Here is a 22,830-nt window from a genome sequence, read left to right as displayed (position 1 = left end):
GACCCCTTCGAGCCCATTGATTCTTCCACCTTCCCAAAGGTGGGTGTAACTGGGCAGGGCGCGAATTATACAGGATTTGGGCAAAAAGCGAACCCCTAAGTGTTTTTTTCTCTAAATTAATTGTTTTCCTATTTTTGCAATACAAAAACAGCACTTTTTCTTAGCTACACAAAACTCATTATTGTGCCAACTTAAACTTAGTGAGGTGAGAACATTCAAAATGGCTATTTTTCGTCTACTATTTGACCAATCAAAAGGAGAATTGCTTCCTTGTGTGCAATACTATGGAACAGATATATCTCGTAATAATATATTGGGAAAGACTAGATGTTTTTGCGTAGCACGATTATCGGTTTATTGATAGCGCCGTTATTTCTCGCTCAGGGGGCCACTACAAACTACACCCTGACAAAATCATTTGCTGGTGATGGTTATGGTAGCTATCACATAGCCGTATTAAGCGCAGCGATGGCTGTCACTGAGGATGATTTTGGTAAAGCTACCATCACCCATCATCCGTTTCCTATGCCCCAAGGGCGGCAAATAATGACTGTTCGCCGAAAGGAGGCGGATATCATGTGGAGTGTAACGACCGACCAACTCGAAAAGGATTTACTGCCAGTAAAATTCCCACTTATACAAGGCCTCGGAGGCTATCGCGTTTTCGTTATTCACAAAGACAGACAGTCGGATTTTGCGCCAAATCAAACTTTGGATAGCATCAAACTCATGTATGCCGTTCAGGGGAATGACTGGCCTGATACCCAGATTTTGAAAAGCCATAACTTTCGTGTTTCTTCTGCAACATGGAGTGACTGGTATTTGACAATGTACCGAAGTCTTGAGGAGGGTATAGTAGACTATTTTCCTCGCAATGTTGTAGAAGTCTACCGGGATTTTAACTATCACAAACGTCCTGATTTGGTGTTAGAGAAAAACCACCTGCTTATTTACCCAAGCTATGAGTATTTTTTTGTTGGTCCGCATTTACCCCATTTGCAACAAAGACTGAAAATCGGATTAACGCGGCTATTGGAAAGTGGTGAGTTATTACGTTTATTCAACCAATATCAGGATCACAAAAAAGCAAAGTATATGATTGCCGATCCGAACCGTAAAAAGCACTTTTTAACATCACCGCTATTATCTTACGAACTAGAGGGCGCAGACTGGTCCATCAACCCTGAAGTAATGTTGAACGCATTAAAGTCCGACAAAGACTAAACATCTTTACCCGCCTGTTTTGCTCTCAGCCAGAGTTGCTCAAGCTCGACCAAACTATGCGCCTCAATCGCCTTACCATTCTCGTGCACATACTGGACGACGAGTGTAAAACGACTTTTAAACTTTTCACTTGCCGCGAGCAATGCGCGCTCTGCATCTACGTTGCAATGCCTGGCAAGGTTTATCAAAGCGAAAAAGGCATCGCCAATCTCCTCTTCCAACCACGCTTGCTGGCGATTTTCACGGCATAGTTCAGTTTCAATTTCGTCGATTTCTTCTTTTACCTTATCCAATACCGGCATAGGATTGGACCAGTCGAACCCCACCTTTGCACACGCTTCCTGCAAAGCTAAGGCATAAGCCAGGGAAGACTTCTTGGCAGACACAGAGGTAAAAAAATCACTGGGTTTTTCTTTTGACATCAACCACGCCTTTCAATTGCAATAAACGGGACATGACTTTCGTTAGCACTTCACGGTTGTTCACTTCCACAGACACCGTGATTAGCGCGGTTTGTCTGGACTTATCACTCAGGCTATTTACACCCAATAGTGCCACACCTTCATTAGCAAGAATGGTGGTGATATCACGCAATATTCCGGTTCGGTCCGTACAATAGATATCAACGGCGGCTTCAAACCCTACCGCCAAACCGGAAGACCAGCTCACTTCAATTTGTCGCTCTGGGTGCTGCTCGAGTAAATGCTGCAATTGATCGCAGTTTTCTTTGTGCACGCTGACGCCGCGCCCTTGGGTAATATAGCCAAGTATGGCGTCGCCGGGAACCGGTTTACAGCAATTGGCCAACTGACTCATCAGGTGCCCTACACCTTCAATAACAATTGTGTCCTGCTTGCCCTTCGCACCTGCATTGCGACGTTTTTTCACTTTCGGGCTGATATCTTCTTCCACTGGAGCAGGTTCGGGCTCAAGTAACTGCTGAATATGGTTGACTACCGTCATCACCCGCAGATCACCCACGCCGATTGCCGCATATAGGTCATCTACGTGGTTCAGATTATATTTTTCACAGGCTTGCGCCGGCACTTTCACAGGCAAGTGAGCTCGTTGAAGTTCACGTTCGAGGAGTTCTTTCCCGGCTTGAAGATTCTTTTCTTTGTCTTGCTTCTTAAAAAAAGAATGAATAGTTGCCCGGGCACGGGATGAGTGCACGTAGCCAAGCCCTGGGTGCATCCAGTCACGGGATGGATTCAACGCTTTGCCAGTGTGGATTTCTACCTGATCACCGCTTTGTAGCTGATAGGTAAAAGGGACGATACGACTGTTAACTTTCGCACCAATACACCGATGCCCTACATTGCTGTGAATGTAGTAAGCAAAGTCAAGGGGCGTGGCTCCCTGTGGTAAGTCCACCACGTCTCCTTTCGGCGTAAATACATACACCCTGTCATCGAATACCTGACTGCGGAGCTCTTCGACAAGATCGCCGCTCTCCGCCACCTCTTCCTGCCATTGCAAAATACGTCTGAGCCAGTTAATACGCTCGTCGTATCCTGACGCTTTGCCAGTAGAGCCTTCTTTATACTTCCAATGGGCAGCAACGCCTAGCTCTGCATCCTGGTGCATTTGCTGCGTGCGAATTTGGATTTCTACAGGCTTACCTTCAGGCCCTACAATTACGGTGTGAATAGACTGATATCCATTTGGTTTCGGCGTAGCAATGTAATCATCAAACTCATTGGGAATGTGCTTATAATGAGCGTGGACTGTACCCAGTGCAGCGTAGCAGTCCTGAAGACGCTCAGCGATGATCCTGACCGCTCGAATATCAAATAGCTGTTCAAACGTAAGGTGTTTTTTCTGCATCTTTTTCCAGATGCTATAGATATGTTTTGGTCGTCCGTAAACCTCTGCTTTAATGTGATTATTGTCTACTAATGCTTGTAAATCTGTTACCACATTGCTGATGTAATCGGCGCGGGCTTTGCGCTTTCCATCGAGTTGACGAGCGATATCTTTGTAGGTTTTCGGGTGTAGATAGCGAAACGCCAAATCCTCAAGTTCCCACTTCAACTGTCCAATGCCAAGACGATTCGCCAGCGGCGCATAGATAGTCGCACACTCTCTGGCAACCATTACTCTGGTTTCTTCATCGGCTTTTTTGACTTGCTGAAGCTCGCAAATCCGCTCTGCCATTTTTATTACCACAGCTCGGACGTCTTCGACCATAGCAAGTAACATACGGCGAATGCTGTCGATATGCTGTTCATCAGGCACAGATAATGCCGATTCGCCCCGCCTTCTGCTATGAAGTGTTTTAATAGCGTCCATGCGCCTGACACCGCAGATCAGATCACTAATATCGTGTCCAAACTCTGCCTGAACAGCTTCATCTGACAATGCGTGCTGTTCGCAATATGGGTAAACTAAGGCCGCCTGCAGGGTGACATCATCCATATTCAACTGATGAAGAATTTCAACCATTTCCTGCCCGACAAGTAAACGTTCAGGCATATGGGATACGGCTTTCAATTTTTCTTTTGTGGTGTCACTGAGCGACAAACTGTCAAGCCATACGTCAAAGGGTGGCCGGTCAGGTTCGTGAACTTTTCGTGTTGATACCATAAAACATCAACTCGCTTTTCTGGTGTTTTTATTGTCCGTTAACAGCACCATCATTTCAAGGTGCCGGGTTTGAGGGAACATTTCAATAAGCCCTACTTTTTCCATGTAGTACCCAGCGTTTAACAGGCACCTGATATCTCGGGTTAGCGTACTTGGATTGCAAGAAACATACAAAATTGATTTTACTCTGTGTTTCGTCAGCGCTTCACATACGGCAAACGCCCCTTCTCTGGAAGGATCGATCAACACTTTATCCATACCAATGCGAAGGCTTGTAGCAATGGACTGAGGGTCGAACAAGTCACGGTGTGCCCAATCAATGGTCGAGATGCCCTGTTTTAGCGCATTGTCTTTTGCACTCTTTACCATGCTGGCTACCCCTTCGGCAGCAAAAACACTGGCACCACGTTTAGCCAGTGACAGTGAAAAATTACCAAGGCCGCTAAACCAATCTGCAATGCGCTCCTCTGGCTTTGGAGCAAGCCACGCCATCGCCTGTGCAATCATACGTTGATTCACCATGTCATTCACCTGTACAAAGTCATTAGGCGAAGGACTGAGAAAAAAATCGTCCTCGGTTTTAACGCGAAGGGTTGCAACTTCGTGCAGCACCACGGTTTTCTGCTCAACTTCCCATTGCACGTTGACTTGTTGTGCAACGGCAAATTGTTTTAACGCTTCTTGCAATGACGCGGAAGGAGGGCGGCTAAAACGCAGCGTAACACTGGAAACATTATCACCAGCCAGTAAACTAATATGCCCTAAGTGTCGAGTAGCCTGATGGGGCAAAAGCGTTGACTTTAAAGGCGCAATGAGTTTTTGCAGTGAGGGAACCAGTATCGGGCAGGTATCAATATCTACCACCTGCTTACCACTGGCTTCACGATATCCAACTTTGGGATTTTTAGCATTGCGAACATCCACCGCAAGTCTGGCCTTGCGCCGATACGCCTGCCTTTCACCTATCAAGGGCGGCTGCCAGGGAATACTCGTTACCCCTAATTGTTGCTGCCAATATGAAGAAATGGCTTGTTGACGCCACTGCAAAGCATCGTCGGGGTTTACATGTTGAAGCTGACAACCTCCACACTGATGAGCTTTGTCACAGAAAGGCGTTAACCGGGAGGCACTGGCGTCTATGACATTTTTCACGCTGGCCTTAGCACGATTCTTCTGGCTTTGAGTAATGGCTACCGTTACCTTCTCGCCGGGTAGCGCACCATCGACAAACAATACAGGTTTTTCATCCCTACAGACTCCCTGCCCTAGCATATCCCAGCTTTGAATATTTACCGTTTTCGCTTTAGAAATTGGCTTACTTTTCTTTGCTGGCTTGTAAAAACTAACCATGTGTACTCCGCTAGGATTCCAGAATGACAGTCGCTGTTGCGTAATGCTGCTCGTCTGATATGGAAACATGGCTCTTCGTTACGCCTTTCTGGTCGCAGCGTTCGGCGAATGCACCATTGAACGTAAGAAAAGGCGCACCAGACTCCCGGTTGCCTACTTCAATCTGATGCCAACTTATGCCCCGACCAATACCAGTGCCCAATGCCTTTACAGCGGCCTCCTTTGCAGCAAAACGCTTTGCAAGGTAACGAGCCGGCTCATTGCTTTGCTGAAACACAGACATCTCACGGGCAGTTAACACCCGACTGGCCAATTTTATTGAGCGAGTGAGAGAGGCAGCAATTCTCTCAATTTCAACAATATCTGTACCCATACCCATAATTGCCATGATTTACAGCACGCTTCCTGTTCTCGCTTCTTGCATGAGTATACGCATATCGGCTACGGCTTTTTCCAATCCATCGAAAGCGGCGCGGGCAATAATTGCATGGCCGATATTTAGCTCTATCAGTGCGGGAATGGCAGCAATGGGTTTAACGTTATGATAATGCAAACCATGCCCCGCGTTGACCTTCAAACCCTTTTGATTAGCATATTCAATACCGCTTTTGAGTCTTTGCAACTCTACTTCCTGCTTTTCTTCCGTCGACGCCTCGGCATATTGACCGGTATGAATTTCGATATAGGGTGCGCCACACTCAACCGCAGCATCAATTTGCTCTTCTTCAGCATCGATAAACAAAGATACCTGGATACCTGCTTTTGCCAGTAGTTCGCAGGCACGTTTGACATTCACTTTATTACCAGCGACGTCGAGGCCGCCTTCGGTGGTAAGTTCTTCCCGTTTTTCCGGTACCAGGCAACAAAAAGCGGGTTTTACTTCCAGCGCAATATTGAGCATTTCTTCGGTTACGGCCATTTCCAGATTAAGCCGGGTATTAATTGTTTGCGCCAGTAATTTCACGTCTCGATCTTTAATATGCCTTCTGTCTTCGCGCAGGTGAACTGTGATACCGTCAGCGCCAGCGCGCTCTGCAATATCCGCAGCATGAACCGGGTCAGGATAGCGTGTACCCCGAGCATTTCTAAGGGTAGCGATGTGATCAATATTAACGCCAAGAAGAATATCTTTCATTCCACGTTCTGCCTGTGTTGTTACATAAGTAATGTATATCTGTTACAAAAACTGCTGCAAAAGTATCGCCAGCAACTATCGAAATAACTCTCTGCTTTTAAGCGGCTTGCCACCAAGCATCACATTTAACGCCTGACGGTTAATTAATTTTGCTGCGCGCCGCGCTTCTGGCGTCCAGGTTCCCTCTCCCAATGCCAATAATGCGCTGCCAGAGATCCTGTATTTCTGATCTGGCCGACTACTTATTACATAACCTTGTTCAGGCGAGTACACATACCAGGCACCGCTCTGCACTGGCTCCCCGGATGAGCCATCAGAAAACCAGTCTGCCAGCATACCCATTTCTTCCAAAAGGGAAAACTCAAACTCCCGTAATGTTAATTCGAGATCCGCTGAACACTCAAGACTGTCAAGGGCCTGTTGATAACGTTCGAACATCCATTCACTTGGAAGACCCTGGGGCAATAAGCGATTAATGACTTCGTTAAGATACATTGCACAAAACAGCGCTCTTCCCTGCAATTGTACTGCATTACCGTCGCTTTCCAGCAATTTCAAATTTTTTAAATCTGTTTTGCCCGTCAACTGAAACCGCAGTGGGCGGAAGGGTTGAAGAAGACTTTTTCTGTCTGACTTACTGTTGCGAATACCCTTGGCAACTGCGCTCACTCTGCCAGATTCAAAGGAAAACAAATCGACGATATAGGAGGTTTCCCGATACGCTCTTCGATGCAGTACATACCCCCGTAACCAACTGTCCATTTGACCGGGCCTTAGCTTCGCTTTATGCGAACGACTTTCATAAATTCAAATTCTAGGCCGCCCACTAACGTCTGCTGAGGGTAATACGTTAAATTAACCCGCGCCCCTTTGAGAGATTGGTAAACCTGTTTACGGCGAAACACGAAAGGAACATCCACATTTTCTATCATTAGCGTATGCCTTACCCATTCGCCTTCTTCTCGCTGTACATGTGATACAACTTTACACTGTTCACTATGGGTAAGTGACGGATGTTTTTGTGTTAATTCCCTACCTTCACTCAACGGGTTCAATCTCTTCTATCAATAATTGAAGCGACTCACGACCTCTGAACGTATTAATATCGAGCTGATATGCAACATGTACTCGTCGGCAAGTCCCACTTGGCCAAACTGAAGTATCTACGTTAAACGCAATTCCATCCACTTCTTCGCCATTGCTTTTTCGAAGTACAAGCTTGAGGTGATTTTTGTTTTCGCCCACCATTCTTTGGTCAACAAGGTCCATAATGCCATCGAACAGAGGCGCTTCGAAGCCCTGCCCAAAAGGACCAGCCTGACGCAAGGTGTGGGCTAGTTCGAGCTCGAGTTCATCCGCAGACAACTCCCCATCGGATAAAATCACTTTATCACCATCAAGATCACTCAGGTGTTTTTGCGTTATTTTATGCAATGCCGCTTCAAAGGCGGGAAGCGCTTCCAGCGACAAACTCAGGCCTGCTGCCATAGCATGGCCACCGAACTTGTCTATTACACCAGGCCATGCCGTATTGACTTCGTCGAGGATATCGCGAATATGTAACCCCGGTATTGAACGGGCAGAGCCTTTTATTTCTGTCTCACTTTGGTTGGCGAAAACAATTACCGGTCGGTGATATTTCTCTTTTAATCGTCCAGCTACAATTCCCACCACACCCTGGTGAAAATGGGGTTGATATACTACCAGCGCGGGGGGAAGATTGCCTTCCACGTCAATAGAAGCTAAGGCAGCTTCTGCCTCTTCCTTCATTTCGTTTTCAATTGCCCTGCGCTGAAGGTTTAGTCTATCGAGTTCACTGGCCATATGTCTGGCTTGCATCGGGTCATCACACAACAGACATTCAATGCCCAGGGCCATATCCTCAAGCCGCCCAGCCGCGTTCAGTCTTGGTCCGATGACAAAGCCGAGATCAGTTGCGGTTAAATAAGCCAGGGGTTTATTTCTGTTAGCTACCTCAAACAATGCTTTAATACCCGGTCGGCACTTGCCACTGCGTATTCTCTGAAGACCTTGATAAACCAGTACCCGGTTATTTTTGTCCAGACCGACTACATCAGCCACGGTTCCCACCGCTACAATATCCAGTAAATTGGCTAAATTCGGAGCAGGACGAGTAGTGTTGAACCAGCCGTTTTCCTGCAATCTTGCCCGCAGTGCCAACATGAGATAAAACGCTACGCCAACGCCAGCGATACTTTTAGAAGGAAATCCGCAATCAGTTCGATTGGGGTTCACAATAGCGTCAGCGTCTGGCAATGATTGGCCGGGCAAATGATGGTCGGTGACAATAACACTTATTCCCAGCGCTTTCGCATGCGCTACGCCATCGTAACAGGCGATCCCGTTGTCAACGGTAACAATAATTTCTGCGCCCTCTTCAGACGCAATATCAACAATTTGCTTACTCAGCCCATAACCAAAATCAAACCGATTCGGTACCAGATAGCTGACGCGTTCGAAACCCATTTGTTTCAACGCCAGCATGCATACTGCAGTAGAAGTGGCTCCATCGGCATCGAAATCACCGACAATTGTAATTTTTTTCTGCTGGTACAGCCCTGCGACAAGAAGTGTCGTTGCTTTGTGAATGTCCTGCAATTGCTCGTAATGCAATAAGGCTTTTGCCGTGGTGTTTAACTCGTTAATGTCAGAAATATCCCGACCACGATAAACCCTGTCCAATACAGGATGTAATTCAGCACTCAGCCGGTTTTCCTCACCAAGTGCTCGTCTGACTATAGGTAATGACATGGTTATTCAGATTCAAAAATATCCTGAATGAGTACTTTAGCAGGTTTGTAACCCGGCACCAGTTTTCCATTATCGTATATGATGGCAGGTGTACCGCGCACCCCCAGGTCTCGACCGGCAGTGAATTGTTCCGCAACTGTATTTGCACAACGTTCTCCACCAAAGGTTGGGTTAGCAATGGATTTGGCTCTGGTCAATGCAGATTTGGGATCTGCTGCACACCAGATTGACACCATGTTCTCGTAATTTTCCGTCCCCAATCCAGCCCGTGGCCATGCAAGGTAACGCACTGTAATGCCTGCGTCGTTTAATTCGTCCACATCTCGGTGAAGCGTTTTACAATAACCACAGGTGTAATCGGTAAATACAGTAATGACATGTTGTTCGTCGTCGGCTTTAAATTCAATTGCGTCATCCTGAAAAGGGGCAATGGCGTCAAGCCTGACTTTGCCTAAGGCAACCTCGGTGAGGTCTTTCATACCGGCATTGAGGTCGTAAATATGGCCAAACAACATGTAGTTTGCATCTTCAGACAAATAGAAAACCTGATTTGCAGCGGTAACTTCTACTATGCCCTTAAGAGGTGCGTTGGCTATGGTATCTGGCTCGACGCCCACGATGGATTTTACTCTTGATACAATTGTCGCCTGGTTTTCTGATGGGCTTAGCGTTGCTGACTCTTTTGACGCTCCCACAGAGGAAGACTCTTCGACAGTTTCAGCCGTGCAGCCTACAGACAATACAAGACCCAGTGCTATTAGCACGGCATAACGAACTTTTTCCACGGTAACTCCTCGCTTCACCGGATATTCAATCAGAAAACTACAAGACCGGTGCAATGGGCAAAAAATAACAATAACGCCATAATACCACAATAATAATTGCCAGAAACGTCACTGATACGCCCTCACCTCGGGTTCATCGACACATATAAAACTATCCACGGGGATGGTGAGTGTGGATGAGGTTTTGAAGCCGCTCGGTGGCAACATGGGTGTAAATCTGGGTGGTCGACAAATCACTGTGGCCCAACAACATTTGCACCACTCGTAAATCCGCGCCGTGATTTAATAAGTGGGTAGCAAAGGCGTGACGCAAAGTATGAGGTGACAGATGCTGTTCAATGCCCGCCCGCTGGGCGTAGATTTTAATTCGATGCCAAAAGGTCTGTCGCGTCATTTGCACGCCCCGTAAACTTACAAAGAGCACATCTGTCTGGTGTTTTAGCAAAGCAGGCCGCGCGACCTTCATATAAGTGGTTATCCAATCCATAGCATCTTCGCCCAGAGGCACTAAGCGATCTTTATTTCCCTTTCCGGTAACCCGCACTACACCTTGCTGTAAGCTCACCTGATCCAGACGCAAACTTATAAGTTCAGTGACTCGTAGCCCTGTGGCGTAAAGTACTTCGAGCATGCAGCGATCACGACATTCTACAGGGTCCTCATCATCGGGCGCTGCCAGCAGGTCTTCCACCTGTTTTTCACTCAGAGACGAGGGCAACGCCTTAGGAATTTTCGGGTTGCCAAGTTGAGTTACAGGGTTGTCGGTGCGTACCTGACGGTTTATCAAAAATAAGTAAAAAGCCCGCATTGCAGACATTGCACGCTGGGTGCTTCGGGCTGAAAGGCCTTGCTTGTGACGCTCGTGTAAATAGCTTTGTAATGACTCTGTAGTTAGCATTCGACAATCACGAGTACCCTGACTCTGAAAAAAAAGCGCCATTTTTGTCAGGTCGGTGCGATAGCTCTGCTGGGTGTGTTCACTGAGTCCCTTCTCCAGCCAAAGCATATCGATAAACTCATCAATAACAGATGCGTTGGGAACAGAAAGCGGTTCCTTTCTCGCCATTAGAAACCGCGCTTTTCTTTTATTAGTTCGTAGGCGGCCTGAATGTCCTGCGCCTTGCCCTTGGCAATTTCCATAGCCTGTTTTGGCAAACCTTTTGAGGCGAGCTTGTCGGGGTGATGTTCCGACATTCTCTTGCGGTATGCCCGTTTAATAGCTTTTTCATCATCCGACGCCGTCACCCCTAAGATGCGATATGCATCTTCAAGGGTTTGAGTTTCGCTGTAGGTTTGACTGCGCTGCTGATATTGCTGCCCGCGAGCACCGCCCCGTTGTCTGAAGCGAATTTCGGCTTCATAAGCAGAGATAAGAAAATCTAAGTCCTGACGTTTAAAACCCAAGGCCCGTGCAACTTTTTCTAACACCTTGTATTCAGGTGTAGACAAGGTGCCGTCAGCAAATGCGGCCTGAATGAGAATTTCGAGAAACATCTGCAGGATATCCCTGCGTCCATGACACGATTCTACTAATCCTCGCAACGTATCCGCCAACGGGAAATCCGTTGATTTACCTTCCCTGAACGCTTGCTGTGCTTCACTGCGCGCATCACCACCTAATTGCATGTCATCCATCAGCAAGGTAGCAATTTTTATCTCCCGTTCTGTTACCTGGCCGTCAGACTTAGCAAGGTGACCGAGAGAGGAAAACAACGCATGAAAAAAAACGGCCTGCTGCTTAACGCCAGACTGGTCGGTAAAAAAACGGCCGAACCCGCCGAGCTGATTAAAATCCTGGCTGTATGCTTTATCAAAGAAGTGACCGACTATCAGTCCCAAAATAGCGCCAGGTATTTTCAGAAACATAAACCCAAAAATGAACCCGAGGATCTTTCCCCAAAATAACATCGCCATACTCCTGTTTATTTCTGACTATTTGGCTTACGCCTCACATCCCCTGAGGCATTAATCGCAAACCCGGGAGAATTTTTACCCTACAGTAATCCGTGATATATGGCATCTAAAGACGTAGTTTAAAGGGCTGGTTTTCACTTATGATGTCACACTAAGGCAAAACTTTGTCTTTTTTTTGGCGTTGACGGTTGGTTCTTAGCGCAGAAGTGCTTAGAATTACCTCTTTTATCTGGCAATCCCCTGCTTGGCGTGGGGAATGCCTTAACTCGGGACACCTTCGCATCGCTTACTCAATACACTGTGCAACCCGCGATGTGACGACAGAAACAGGCCAACCGTCTATACATGAATAAAACCTGTGCCTCCATTCTATTAGCTGCCCTTTGCAGCGGTGCTGTTGTGGCTCAACAAAATCAACCTAAAAACCCCGATAGTTCAACTGTACCGGGTTTATGCCCCGTATCACCTGTGGCATTTTCCAGTGATAAACTCATGCCTGCAGGAGAAGTACGTGTAGAAGCCAACAGGGCCGAAATAATAGAACGGGAAGTCGCACTGTTTTCGGGCAACGTGGATATTACCTCGGATGCTGCCACGATTCGTGCTGATCAAGCGCAAATTAATGATAATGGCCAGCAGCTCTTTGCCAAAGGCGACGTGGAATATCAGGACAAACAGGTTCGGGTATCCTCAGATACCGTGGATATAGACTCTGCGGGTGAAAGCCTGACCATGGCCAACACAGTTTATCATTTGAACGGCTCTCTTGGTCGGGGTGATGCCAATACCATCGCGGTAAACCGTCAGGATGGTCTCGTGCTCAAAGATGTGAGCTTCACAACGTGTCCTGAAGGTGAAGAAGAATGGATGATTCACGCCTCAGAAATAAGTGTAAGAAGAGGTAAAGCCTGGGGAGAAGCTAAACACACGCGGTTTTACCTCGGTGATGTTCCGGTATTTTACTTACCTTACTTCGCTTTTCCGCTTACCAATCAGCGCCAAACAGGTTTTTTATTCCCGCTCATTTCGAACTCGTCCAATACTGGCATCGATTACGAGCAACCTTTTTATTGGAATATGGCGCCTAATTACGATATGACCCTGTCCCCTCGCTTAATGACAAGCCGGGGCCTACAATTAAAGACAGAGTTTCGTCATCTTTCTCAAAGCAGTTACAGTCAGGTTAATGTAGAATATTTAGCAAAAGATAATGACATTTCTACCGGGCCAGATCGGTATTTTTACCGGCTTTACCATCAAGGCCAAATTAACCAGAACTGGAGCACGGCAGTAAATTTAAATGGTATTAGCGATGATAATTACATTGTTGATTTAAGCTCAGATTTCTATAACCGCGCAGACACCCACTTACAGCGTTCAGCCAGTATTAGCTATGCATCAGACAACGTGTTGTTTTCTTTACATGCCCGTGATTTTGAAATTATTGGTGACTATACCGATGTGTACCGTGCTCTGCCTGAAGCGAAACTAAATGTCACCTACCCTTTGGCCGAATTGCTCGAGTTTCGTCTAAATTCTGAGTTGGCATGGTTCGACAGTGCTTCATCAGATGCGCCCACCGCCATGCGTTTTCATGCTGAGCCTACAATAGCCATCCCCTATCAGCGACACTGGGGCGAATTTACCGCAGAGTTTAGTGCACTAAACACCTATTATCGTCAGGACAATATTGAAGGGACGACTCTGTCTGAAAAAGTAAATCGCACCTTGGGGCAGGCGAAGCTTTACGGCGCATTGTACTTCGAAAAGGATCAAAGCTGGTTTAACGACGACATGTCTATGACCCTCGAGCCGAGAATGCAGTACCTTTATACAACCTATGAAGATCAATCTGACATTGGGTTATACGATACCACACTGTGGTTAACTGACGTTGAAGGTTTGTTCAGAGACAGGGATTTCACAGGCCTTGATCGGATTACTGATAATAATCAGCTTACCGTGGCATTAACCAGTCGATTTTTAGACGAGGCAAACCGGGAACAATTTGTATTTAGTATAGGTCAGATATTTTACCTGGATGACAGCCGGGTAATCAGTAATGTGAGAGAAGACGATCGTTCCTTACTGGCGGTGGAACTCGACTGGCGGTTTAATGAAAACTGGACATTGCACAATGATGTTCAGCTGGCCACGTCAACAGATAAAGTTGAACGCAGCAGTACGACCTTCGAATATCGCAGAAGCAGTAGCAAGCTGATGCAATTAACCCATCGATACGTTCGGGAACTATCTGGTGAAACCATTGACCAAGTAGGAATATCGGCCAGTTGGCCGCTGTCAGAACGCTGGCAACTGGTAGGGAGAACCTACCGTGATTTAGACCGAGACCGCAGTGTTGAAAACTATGTTGGCGTGCAGTACGAGTCGTGTTGCTGGGCAATCCAAATTGTTGCCCAAAGACAAATCAGCAACCGTTTTACAGCAGATGGCGCACAGTCTTTAGACGAGTTTGATTCCGGGATCTCCATGAACTTTATCTTTAAGGGGATGGGGTCTTCATCAACCAGTCAGAATATGCTGACAAACGGATTGTTTGGCTACCGGCAGCCATATAGTTTAAATTAACGCGCCTGGCATTAATGAAAATGCTGGTCTGCAAACAGTAAACCTATAAAAAGAGTGATTATGAAGTTCATTATCCGCGCGATTTACATCAGTGCCCTTTTCTCATTTATGAGCATGGCACAAACTGTATCTTTAGACCGCACAGCGGTCATCGTTGACCAGGGCGTTGTTCTTGAAAGCGAAATAGAAAAACTTATTGAAGAAGTGAAACGCAACGCCGAAGCCCAGGGACAGGCGCTGCCTTCAGACCGGGTACTGCGGACTCAAGCCATCGAACGTCTCATTATTAAGAGTCTGCAAATGCAGATGGCTGAACGTATGGGTGTACAGGTGAGTGATCCGCAACTCGAACAAACAATCACCAATATTGCACAACAACAAGGTGCTACTGTCGATGATTTACGTGCAGAGTTACAGCGAGAAGGCATGTCCTACGACGATTATCGGGAAAACGTCAGAGAAGAATTGATTGTGGGTGAAGTGCGCCGGGCAAATGTGCGCAGACGGGTGTACATCACTCAACAGGAAATAGAAGGTTTGGTAAAACTGATGGACCAGCAAGGTGCAGAGCAAGCCGAATATAACCTTGGCCATATTCTTATTGGTTTGCCCTCTGACCCGACAGATGAAGACGTTACCAGTGCCCGCAACCGCGCTGACAAGGTAATCGAAATACTTGAGGGCGGTGCTGACTTCACCAAGATCGCCATCACTTCATCTTCAGGTACGAATGCCCTCGAAGGCGGTGATTTAGGCTGGCTGAATATAAACTCTATGCCTACCCTGTTTGCAGAAGCGGTACAGGGTAAGGAAAATGGCGCGCTAATTGGCCCTATTCGCAGTGGCGCAGGTTTTCACATCCTGAAGATCAAAGACACCCGGGGTATCGAAAAAGTTACCATAGAAGAAGTGAACTCTCGCCATATACTCATTAAGCCATCAATCATATTAAGTGACGAAAAAGCAAAGTCCATGTTACTTGAATTCCGTCAGCAACTCATTGATGGCGATGCTGATTTTGCGGAATTAGCTAAAGAATATTCAGAAGATCCAGGTTCTGCTCTTAAAGGTGGTGAGTTGGGTTGGGCCGACCCCACCATCTACGTGCCTGAGTTCCGCGACACCCTTGCACAGTTGGAGCCTGGTGAGTATAGCCAGCCAGTTCGAACGGTTCACGGCTGGCACTTGATGCAGTTAATGGAACGCCGCTTTGACGATGCAACAGAAAAGCGCAAAGAAGACAGAGCGTCACAACTTTTGTATAACCGGAAGTTCAAAGAAGAATCGGAAGCATGGTTGCGTGAAATGCGTGATTCTGCTTATATCGAAGTACTGGAATAAGCAACGCGAGCCCACATCATGAAACCTATACGCATAGCAGTGACACCAGGTGAGCCGGCTGGAATAGGACCCGATCTTATTCTGGCACTTGCACAGGAAACGTGGCAGGCACAACTGGTGGTATTCTGTGACAAGGCTATGTTGGAAGACAGAGCCGGGCAACTCGGTTTACCAATAAATCTTGTCGATTTCGATAGCGATAACACCGACATTCTTCCTCCTGGCTCATTGTTTATTCAGCAAATTGACGCTGCGGTGAAAGTCATCCCCGGAGAACTCGACAGCGACAATGGCCACTATGTGGTAGAAACACTGCGTCAGGCCTGTCAGGCAAATATGGACGAGGACTTCGACGCTGTGGTTACCGGGCCTGTTAACAAAAGCATTATTAATAAAGCTGGCGTTTCTTTTAGTGGGCACACCGAGTACTTTGCCTATCAGTCAAATACCATAGACGTGGTAATGTTGCTGGCGACTGAGGGGCTTAACGTTGCGCTGGCTACTACACATATTCCCCTTGAGTACGTGTCTAAGGCAATAACCCGGGATCGCCTGTACAAAGTTATCCATATTATTAATACAGACCTGACCCTTAAGTTCGGTATTAAAAAGCCACGCATTTATGTCTGCGGGTTAAATCCTCATGCCGGTGAGGGCGGGCATTTAGGCACTGAAGAATTGATAACCATTATTCCGGCGCTGGAAGAACTCAGAGCCGAAGGACTGGATATCATCGGTCCCCTGCCTGCCGACACTATTTTCCAACCCAAATACCTCGACGATGCTGACGTTGTCCTAGCCATGTATCACGATCAGGGATTGCCGGTACTAAAATACAAGGGCTTTGGTGCCTCAGTTAACATTACCCTGGGTCTGCCCTTTATCAGAACATCAGTTGACCACGGTACCGCATGTGACCTGGCCGGAACTGGTCAAGCCGACGCCGGCAGTTTTAGAAAGGCATTGGAAAAAGCCATCGAGTTAGCGAATAAACAGCAATGAGTAAAACACATTTAGGCCATACTGCACGAAAGCGGTTTGGGCAGAACTTCCTTCACGATGACTACGTTATTAGCAACATCGTAAGCGCAATAAACCCACAGGATGGTGAGAACCTGGTAGAAATTGGGCCTGGCCTGGGCGCGTTAACTGACCCAGTGTGCGAGCAGGTTAATAAACTCACCGTGGTTGAATTGGACAGAGATCTGGCAGAGCGCTTGCGTCACCACCCTTTTCACGGCAAGAAGCTCACGGTAATTGAGCAGGACGCCCTGAAATTCGACTTCAGCAGTTTACTACCCGAACAGTCTGGCGAAACTGCAAAACTCAGAGTTTTCGGTAACTTGCCGTATAACATTTCGACGCCGCTGATGTTTCACCTGTTCAGCTTCGCAAACCTTGTTCGTGACATGCACTTTATGTTGCAAAAAGAAGTGGTTAATAGGCTTGCTGCAGGTCCGGGCTCAAAAAGTTACGGCCGCTTATCTGTGATGGCACAATATTATTGTGCTGTGGTACCGGTACTACATGTTCCACCAGGAGCATTTAAGCCACCTCCGAAAGTCGATTCAGCGGTGGTTAAATTAATTCCACATGCGCAACCGCCTGTAGCGGTGTCATCAGTTAAACTATTGGAAAAAGTGTGTGCTGCGGCATTTAATCAGCGCCGTAAAACCATCCGTAACAGCTTATCTGAGTGGGTAAATGAAAATGAGTTAGTCGCCCTTGGATTAAGCCCGACAGCGCGAGCGGAAACCCTGTCTCTGGCAGATTTTGCCGCCGTGGCTAATTGTGTATTTGAAAGGGACGGAGCACATTAATATGACAAGTGCACCCGACATTCTTATTGCAGTTTCCACCCGCCACTTGCCTGATCACCCCGCGACCGACAAAGACAAGTTTGCATTTGCTTACCAGGTCACCATTCGCAACCACAGCAATCAGCCCGTACAACTACTTCAGCGCTACTGGTTAATTACCGACGGGAATGGAAAAAATACAGAAGTGAAAGGGGAAGGCGTGCTGGGTAAACAACCCATGATTGCTCCTGAAGACGAGTACCAATACACTAGCGGCGCGCTGCTGGACACGCCAGTAGGAAGTATGCAAGGCTATTATGAAATGGAAAACCAAAACGGTACTCGCTTCCGTGTACCCATCGATATTTTTAGTCTTCGCGTGCCGAACGCAATTAACTAACGTTAACGCAGCTTAAGCTTAAACCACTGGTTTCGAGGTATCTATGGCGAAATCCAATACGTTTATCGTGGGGGATATCCAAGGCTGCTACAGCGGGTTAATGGATCTCCTTGAAAAAGTACAATTTGACGAACGTAAAGATAGGCTTATTGCCGTTGGTGACTTAGTTGCCAGGGGTGAAGACTCCCTGGCAACCCTAAAGTATCTCCTGGGTTTGGGTTCCCGCTTTAGCACTGTCTTGGGGAATCACGATTTACACTTGCTTGCTGTCACTCAGGATATAAAGCCGGCAAAGAAAGGGGATCGTCTTACTAACCTTTTGTCAGACAAGCAGTTGCCCGATTATGTTGATTGGTTGCGCCAGTTCCCACTCGCACTGGCTATCGATACCCACACGGTGGTTGTTCACGCAGGTTTGTACCCGTCGTGGTCCATATCAGAATTGTTGGGTTACAGTGAAGAGGTTGCGGCGCATCTTAGCGGCCCGGACTGGCGCACTCTATTACTTCAAATGTACAAAAACACACCCACAACATGGTCTGATACCCTTCAAGGCATTCCCAGACTACGTTTCATTATTAACGCCTGTACCCGCATGCGTTTTTTAAAATCCGATGCATCTTTGGAGTTTGCCACAAAGCATCATCCCGACGATGCACCGGCTCATATCCAGCCCTGGTTTCAGTTCCCTAACGCAAAACTTAAGCCCAAAGACAAAGTTTTATTCGGACATTGGGCTGCACTCGACGGCGAAACTCACACCAACCGCTTTGTCGGTTTAGATACCGGTTATGTATGGGGAAACAAAATGACCGCGTTTCATAAAGAATCCAATTCTTTAATACAGGTATCACGATAAATACATATCCATGCGGTAAAATACGCCCTTAAGGCTATTTGCTATAGCGATTTGAGTCTCTTTATGGGTAGAATCATCACAACCAATATACTTAAGTCTAAAGAATCGTCCTTGCTGGTCGATAAAAATTGGTCAACAATTAACGTTTTGAGTAGCAATCGCGTTTGAAAAAGTGAATGGGAATGCTAAAAATTATAAAAACAGCATAGTGCTTCAGGAGTTCGGATGAAAATCACGGTAGCAATGCGGATTATCGGTGGGTTTATAACCATAAGTTTACTATTGATAATTATCAGCGTCTCATCATTGGTCAATCTTAACTCTGTGGGTGCAGGGGTAGATGAAGTTAACCGCGTTGCGGTACCAACGTTAAGTAGTAGTAACGCATTGAAAGCGAGCTTTCTTAACATGGGCAGAGTCACATTTGAAGCCTATATCGAAGACAGCCTCACTGATCTTGACGCAAAATACGACACTTTTACCACTAGTAAGACCCAATTCGAAACGGAATTGCGCAAACTTGAAAACGTACTGGCAGACGACAACGCCATGAGTGAAAGCTTGGAAAAAACCCAGCGTGCTTATGAAGAATACGTCACCAATGTCGAAGCCATGTACGCTAATCACAAGCAATCTATGGAAATGCGCAATGCCATCGACGATCGTGTAGGCGACCTCGAAGATAACGCCGACGACGCGTCTACTTATCTACTCGACTTTTCAGAATCTGACGAAGTTGCCGCTAGCAACGCTTTGCAGAATGCAGCCGAGATTGGCAACAAACTAGAAACTGCACTCATGTCTCTCATTACTGTCACCACCGAGTACAGAAAGACACAAACTCAGGTGAGAGCACAGGTTATCGGTAACGAAGTAGAGCTGATTGTTGGCAATGTCCGCGAGTTGATGAATTCAATGCAAGGTGCAGCTGCAGGCAACGACACAACAGGTACACTGGACGAAATAGTCTCTTTAGTTAACGATGCCTTAGATGCTGTGACGGGTAGTGATGGCGTATTACAGCTTCAAAAAGCTCGACTTGATTATCGCAGTGCTGCGGAACAGGCCTTGGCCCGTTCAGACGAAAACGGACAACAAGGGATCCAGGAACTGGAAAGTCTGCTCGTACTGGCTGATCGAAAAGCCCAGGAAATTGACGAGCAGGTTTCATCAAAAGTAACCTCCGGTAATACTATTGTTATTGTTGTCGCCATTGCGTCTTTAGTGGCTGCAATTGGCATAGGCTACTGGACTGTAATGGCTATTACACGCCCGCTGAACAGAGTTAACGAATTACTTACCGTTGCTTCATCTGGCGATCTAACCCAAACACTGAACATTTCTACGGAAGACGAGTTTGGTCAACTTGCAGACAACTGTAATAAATTAATCGCCAATCTTAAAAACCTGATTGCGGGTATCAATAATCGGGCAGAACAGTTGGCTGCAGCTTCTGAGCAAACCTCCACGGTAACCACGCAGACAACGCATTCAATTCAAAACCAGAAGTCACAAATTGCACAGGTAGCAACAGCAACTACAGAAATGCATAGTACCTCTCAATTGGTTTCTCAGAGTGCTGAGGATACGCTTAACGAAATTAAAAACGCCGACACAGAAGCAGAAAAAGTACGGGTTATTTCAATGGAAAATAAAAAGACCATTGAAGTCCTTGCGCAAGATGTTCAGCAAGCTGCAGACGTTATCAACAAGCTGCACCAGGACAGCGCGAGTATCGGCGGGATCCTGGACGTTATTCGCGGTGTTGCCGATCAAACCAATCTACTCGCCTTGAATGCTGCTATCGAGGCTGCTCGGGCGGGTGAACAAGGCCGTGGTTTCGCGGTAGTTGCAGATGAGGTGAGAACCCTTGCTTCCCGTACCCAGCAATCTACCCAAGAGATTAATGCTATGATTGAAGTGCTCCAGGCTGGCGCGGAAAAAGCTGTATCGGTAATGAATCAGGGTAAAGAGCAGACTGCGGTTTGTGTAGAACAAACGGACAACGCAACCAAGGCCCTTGACGTAATTTCAGAAGCCGTACGCAAGGCCTATGACGTAAGTACCCAAATTGAGCAATCTGCTCGAGAGCAAAACAACGTATCTCAGGAAATCAGTGAGAAACTTGAGACTATTGTGGGTATTGCAGAAGAGACTAGTGTAGGTGCACAACAAACGTCTGAGTCAAGTACTGAAGTAGCTCGCCTTGCTGAAGAGCTTCAACACTCTATCCGCCAGTTTAAAGTATAATTATTTAAATGCGCCATCATCTGTATGATGGCGCACAACCCCGCTAGAACCTGCCTACTCCTTCACTGCTAACCGTTTTTTATGGCTGGGCTTAACTAACTGTACAACGATGCAAAATGCGATTAGCAGAATTCCCAACCAGCCAGTAAAAGAAAAGCGCTCAGATAATAGCCAAACACCGAGTAAAGTGGCGACCACAGGTTCCAACAGAGTGATTAACGTAGCGACACTAGCATCAATTCTTTGTAACCCAAAGCCAAACAACACATAGCCCAGGAACATGGGGATAAACACCATGTATAGTGCCACGGTAACATTGATTTCACTGGCAAGCAGATTTTCACCCGTAAAATACAAAGAAGGCAACAATAATGCCGATGCCACACCAAATTGCACTGCCATGGCAGCACTGGCATTAATCCCACGAACGATCATCGCTTTGCCCGTCCATGAATAAGCTGCGTAGGTTAATCCGGCAACCAAACCGAGAATGATCCCCCACTCCCGCTCAAACCCGAGTGATGCTGTACTGATGTTATGAGGTTTTGCCAGTGTAAGACAAAGAATACCGATAAACCCCAACAAGAAACTCAGCATCCACTTCCCTGTTACAGGTTTATTATTAAATTGCTTTTCTAACAACACCGCAAATAAAGGCGCGCTGGCAATAGACACCACGGTTCCAATGGCCACACCAGCTAAACGCATGGATGAATAAAATGCCAGTGGATACACGGCCACGCACAAACCGCCGTATACCACCAGATGTTTGTGTTGTAGTAGCGAAGACCACTGTTTATACAAGTGCCGTAGTGCTTTAAGAGACAATAGAAAGCCACCGCCACCAGTAGCAATGGCACCAATAGCTAACGGACTCACGTCAGAAGCAAAACTCGCCGCAGCGCCTGTGGTTCCCCATAAAACACTGGCAACAGTAATAGCTAAAATGTATGCAAATACGCCTTGTTGATTAAACATAAAGCTCGTTAAAGTATGATAAATTTTGATAATTATAATAATGAGGCAGGAGTAAAACTTTGCAGAAGAGACGCTTATTTACGGTATTCAGACGGAGTAACTCTGAACGATTACTGTAATAACCGAGATGGAGATAAACCAAAAAACTGTGAGAAACGTCGGCTAAAAGCAGAGAAGTCTTGATAGCCTACAGCTTCTGCAACATGCTGTAGAGGCATATCAGTATGGATGATCAGTGCCCGTGCTTTTTCCATTCTAAGTTTGGTAATGTAGCGAGCAGGCGTTTGGCCCATTTGCTCGCGAAAGAGTTTTTTGAACTGAGTAGCGCTGATACAAGCTACCTTTGCCAACTGAGACACATCAAGAGGCTGATCCAATCGGCTATCTATATAATCAATAACATTGCGAATACGAAGATCTAAACTGTGCCCCTGTTGCTGCTCACTCAGCACAGCGATAAAGGTATCCATCATTGACAGTTCAACATGCTTGCTCACACGATATTCAAGTTGGGATTCAACAAACTCCAACAAGGCGGACATGGGCTTGCTTACCCTGAAAACACTGGCGCTTGCTGACGATATATTGTCCGGTAACGAATGTAGATCAGCAACAACGAACCTCGCCTGCTCTTCAGCGGTAAAGTGATGTTCTGTCCCGCCGCGGATCACCACACATTCCCCAGGTGCTACTTTCCCGCTAATCTCGCCAGCACTAATATTGATCACACCGCTTAAAGGCAACACCAGTTGATGAAAGTTATGGGTATGCCCCACGGTTTGTTTACTGTATGAACGAATTGAGAGTGAATCAGACATGTGAAAAAAGGGGAAAACACTCCCCTTTCC

At 46.7% G+C, this 22,830-nt stretch carries 21 protein-coding genes; 8 read left to right on the top strand and 13 right to left on the bottom strand.

Annotated features, from left to right (window positions below):
- Window positions 1-327: 327 nt before the first annotated feature.
- Window positions 328-1,224, top strand: a complete 897-nt coding sequence (locus ACXACM_RS08055) for a hypothetical protein (protein WP_474820961.1) — start codon at window positions 328-330, stop codon at window positions 1,222-1,224.
- Here the strand turns inward: ACXACM_RS08055 and ACXACM_RS08050 are convergent.
- The 11 genes from ACXACM_RS08050 to djlA form a co-directional block, all read right to left on the bottom strand.
- Complete coding sequence (locus tag ACXACM_RS08050; protein ID WP_474820960.1) at window positions 1,221-1,646, bottom strand: MazG nucleotide pyrophosphohydrolase domain-containing protein; 426 nt, start codon at window positions 1,644-1,646, stop codon at window positions 1,221-1,223. The two genes, ACXACM_RS08055 and ACXACM_RS08050, sit on opposite strands and share 4 nt — an antisense overlap.
- Window positions 1,624-3,810 (bottom strand): GTP diphosphokinase, encoded by a 2,187-nt coding sequence (relA, locus tag ACXACM_RS08045; RefSeq protein WP_474820958.1) that lies wholly within the window; start codon window positions 3,808-3,810, stop codon window positions 1,624-1,626. Before relA ends, ACXACM_RS08050 begins: the two co-directional genes overlap by 23 nt.
- 6 nt (window positions 3,811-3,816) lie before the next feature.
- Window positions 3,817-5,160, bottom strand: coding sequence for a 23S rRNA (uracil(1939)-C(5))-methyltransferase RlmD (gene rlmD / locus ACXACM_RS08040; protein ID WP_474820956.1), 1,344 nt, complete (start codon window positions 5,158-5,160; stop codon window positions 3,817-3,819).
- Between the two features lie 10 nt (window positions 5,161-5,170).
- Window positions 5,171-5,548, bottom strand: a complete 378-nt coding sequence (gene acpS / locus ACXACM_RS08035; protein ID WP_474820955.1) for a holo-ACP synthase — start codon at window positions 5,546-5,548, stop codon at window positions 5,171-5,173.
- A 3-nt stretch (window positions 5,549-5,551) separates the two neighbouring features.
- Window positions 5,552-6,295 (bottom strand): pyridoxine 5'-phosphate synthase, encoded by a 744-nt coding sequence (pdxJ, locus tag ACXACM_RS08030; protein ID WP_474820954.1) that lies wholly within the window; start codon window positions 6,293-6,295, stop codon window positions 5,552-5,554.
- Window positions 6,296-6,370: 75 nt separating this feature from the next.
- Entirely contained in the window at window positions 6,371-7,057 is a 687-nt protein-coding gene (recO, locus tag ACXACM_RS08025; RefSeq protein WP_474820953.1) for a DNA repair protein RecO, read from the bottom strand.
- An 11-nt stretch (window positions 7,058-7,068) separates the two neighbouring features.
- On the bottom strand, window positions 7,069-7,350 hold the full coding sequence (locus ACXACM_RS08020) for a hypothetical protein (protein ID WP_474820952.1): 282 nt from the start codon (window positions 7,348-7,350) through the stop codon (window positions 7,069-7,071).
- On the bottom strand, window positions 7,334-9,067 hold the full coding sequence (gene recJ / locus ACXACM_RS08015; protein ID WP_474820950.1) for a single-stranded-DNA-specific exonuclease RecJ: 1,734 nt from the start codon (window positions 9,065-9,067) through the stop codon (window positions 7,334-7,336). Before recJ ends, ACXACM_RS08020 begins: the two co-directional genes overlap by 17 nt.
- 2 nt (window positions 9,068-9,069) lie before the next feature.
- On the bottom strand, window positions 9,070-9,852 hold the full coding sequence (locus tag ACXACM_RS08010; protein ID WP_474820949.1) for a DsbC family protein: 783 nt from the start codon (window positions 9,850-9,852) through the stop codon (window positions 9,070-9,072).
- Between the two features lie 151 nt (window positions 9,853-10,003).
- A complete protein-coding gene (gene xerD / locus ACXACM_RS08005; protein ID WP_474820947.1) occupies window positions 10,004-10,918 on the bottom strand; it encodes a site-specific tyrosine recombinase XerD in 915 nt (304 codons plus the stop codon).
- A complete protein-coding gene (gene djlA / locus ACXACM_RS08000) occupies window positions 10,918-11,760 on the bottom strand; it encodes a co-chaperone DjlA (protein ID WP_474824273.1) in 843 nt (280 codons plus the stop codon). The genes xerD and djlA overlap by 1 nt, the downstream gene beginning before the upstream one ends.
- A 351-nt stretch (window positions 11,761-12,111) precedes the next feature.
- On the opposite strand from djlA, the gene lptD reads away from it, so the two are divergent.
- The 7 genes from lptD to ACXACM_RS07965 all read left to right on the top strand — a co-directional run bounded on the left by lptD (window position 12,112) and on the right by ACXACM_RS07965 (window position 21,004).
- Window positions 12,112-14,355, top strand: a complete 2,244-nt coding sequence (gene lptD, locus ACXACM_RS07995) for an LPS assembly protein LptD (protein WP_474820945.1) — start codon at window positions 12,112-12,114, stop codon at window positions 14,353-14,355.
- A gap of 60 nt (window positions 14,356-14,415) precedes the next feature.
- Window positions 14,416-15,696 carry a peptidylprolyl isomerase SurA gene (gene surA, locus ACXACM_RS07990; RefSeq protein ID WP_474820944.1) on the top strand — a complete coding sequence of 427 codons (1,281 nt, stop codon included), beginning with the start codon at window positions 14,416-14,418 and terminating at the stop codon, window positions 15,694-15,696.
- A gap of 15 nt (window positions 15,697-15,711) precedes the next feature.
- Window positions 15,712-16,698, top strand: a complete 987-nt coding sequence (pdxA, locus tag ACXACM_RS07985) for a 4-hydroxythreonine-4-phosphate dehydrogenase PdxA (RefSeq protein WP_474824271.1) — start codon at window positions 15,712-15,714, stop codon at window positions 16,696-16,698.
- Window positions 16,695-17,516 (top strand): 16S rRNA (adenine(1518)-N(6)/adenine(1519)-N(6))-dimethyltransferase RsmA, encoded by an 822-nt coding sequence (rsmA, locus tag ACXACM_RS07980; protein ID WP_474820943.1) that lies wholly within the window; start codon window positions 16,695-16,697, stop codon window positions 17,514-17,516. Before pdxA ends, rsmA begins: the two co-directional genes overlap by 4 nt.
- A gap of 1 nt (window position 17,517) precedes the next feature.
- Window positions 17,518-17,895, top strand: coding sequence for a Co2+/Mg2+ efflux protein ApaG (gene apaG, locus ACXACM_RS07975; RefSeq protein ID WP_474820942.1), 378 nt, complete (start codon window positions 17,518-17,520; stop codon window positions 17,893-17,895).
- A 43-nt stretch (window positions 17,896-17,938) separates the two neighbouring features.
- Complete coding sequence (locus ACXACM_RS07970; RefSeq protein WP_474820941.1) at window positions 17,939-18,754, top strand: symmetrical bis(5'-nucleosyl)-tetraphosphatase; 816 nt, start codon at window positions 17,939-17,941, stop codon at window positions 18,752-18,754.
- A gap of 225 nt (window positions 18,755-18,979) precedes the next feature.
- Window positions 18,980-21,004 carry a methyl-accepting chemotaxis protein gene (locus ACXACM_RS07965; RefSeq protein WP_474820940.1) on the top strand — a complete coding sequence of 675 codons (2,025 nt, stop codon included), beginning with the start codon at window positions 18,980-18,982 and terminating at the stop codon, window positions 21,002-21,004.
- Window positions 21,005-21,058: 54 nt separating this feature from the next.
- Here the strand turns inward: ACXACM_RS07965 and ACXACM_RS07960 are convergent, their stop codons facing one another.
- Together ACXACM_RS07960 and ACXACM_RS07955 are read right to left on the bottom strand one after the other, a co-directional pair.
- Window positions 21,059-21,982 (bottom strand): DMT family transporter, encoded by a 924-nt coding sequence (locus ACXACM_RS07960; protein ID WP_474820938.1) that lies wholly within the window; start codon window positions 21,980-21,982, stop codon window positions 21,059-21,061.
- 110 nt (window positions 21,983-22,092) lie between these two features.
- Window positions 22,093-22,800 carry a helix-turn-helix domain-containing protein gene (locus tag ACXACM_RS07955; protein ID WP_474820937.1) on the bottom strand — a complete coding sequence of 236 codons (708 nt, stop codon included), beginning with the start codon at window positions 22,798-22,800 and terminating at the stop codon, window positions 22,093-22,095.
- Between the last annotated feature and the right edge of the window lie 30 nt (window positions 22,801-22,830).

This window comes from Alteromonas sp. AWQ4_252 (genome assembly GCF_056158205.1).
Note: the sequence above shows the minus strand (reverse complement) of the source record. Positions and strands in the feature narration are given on the sequence as shown.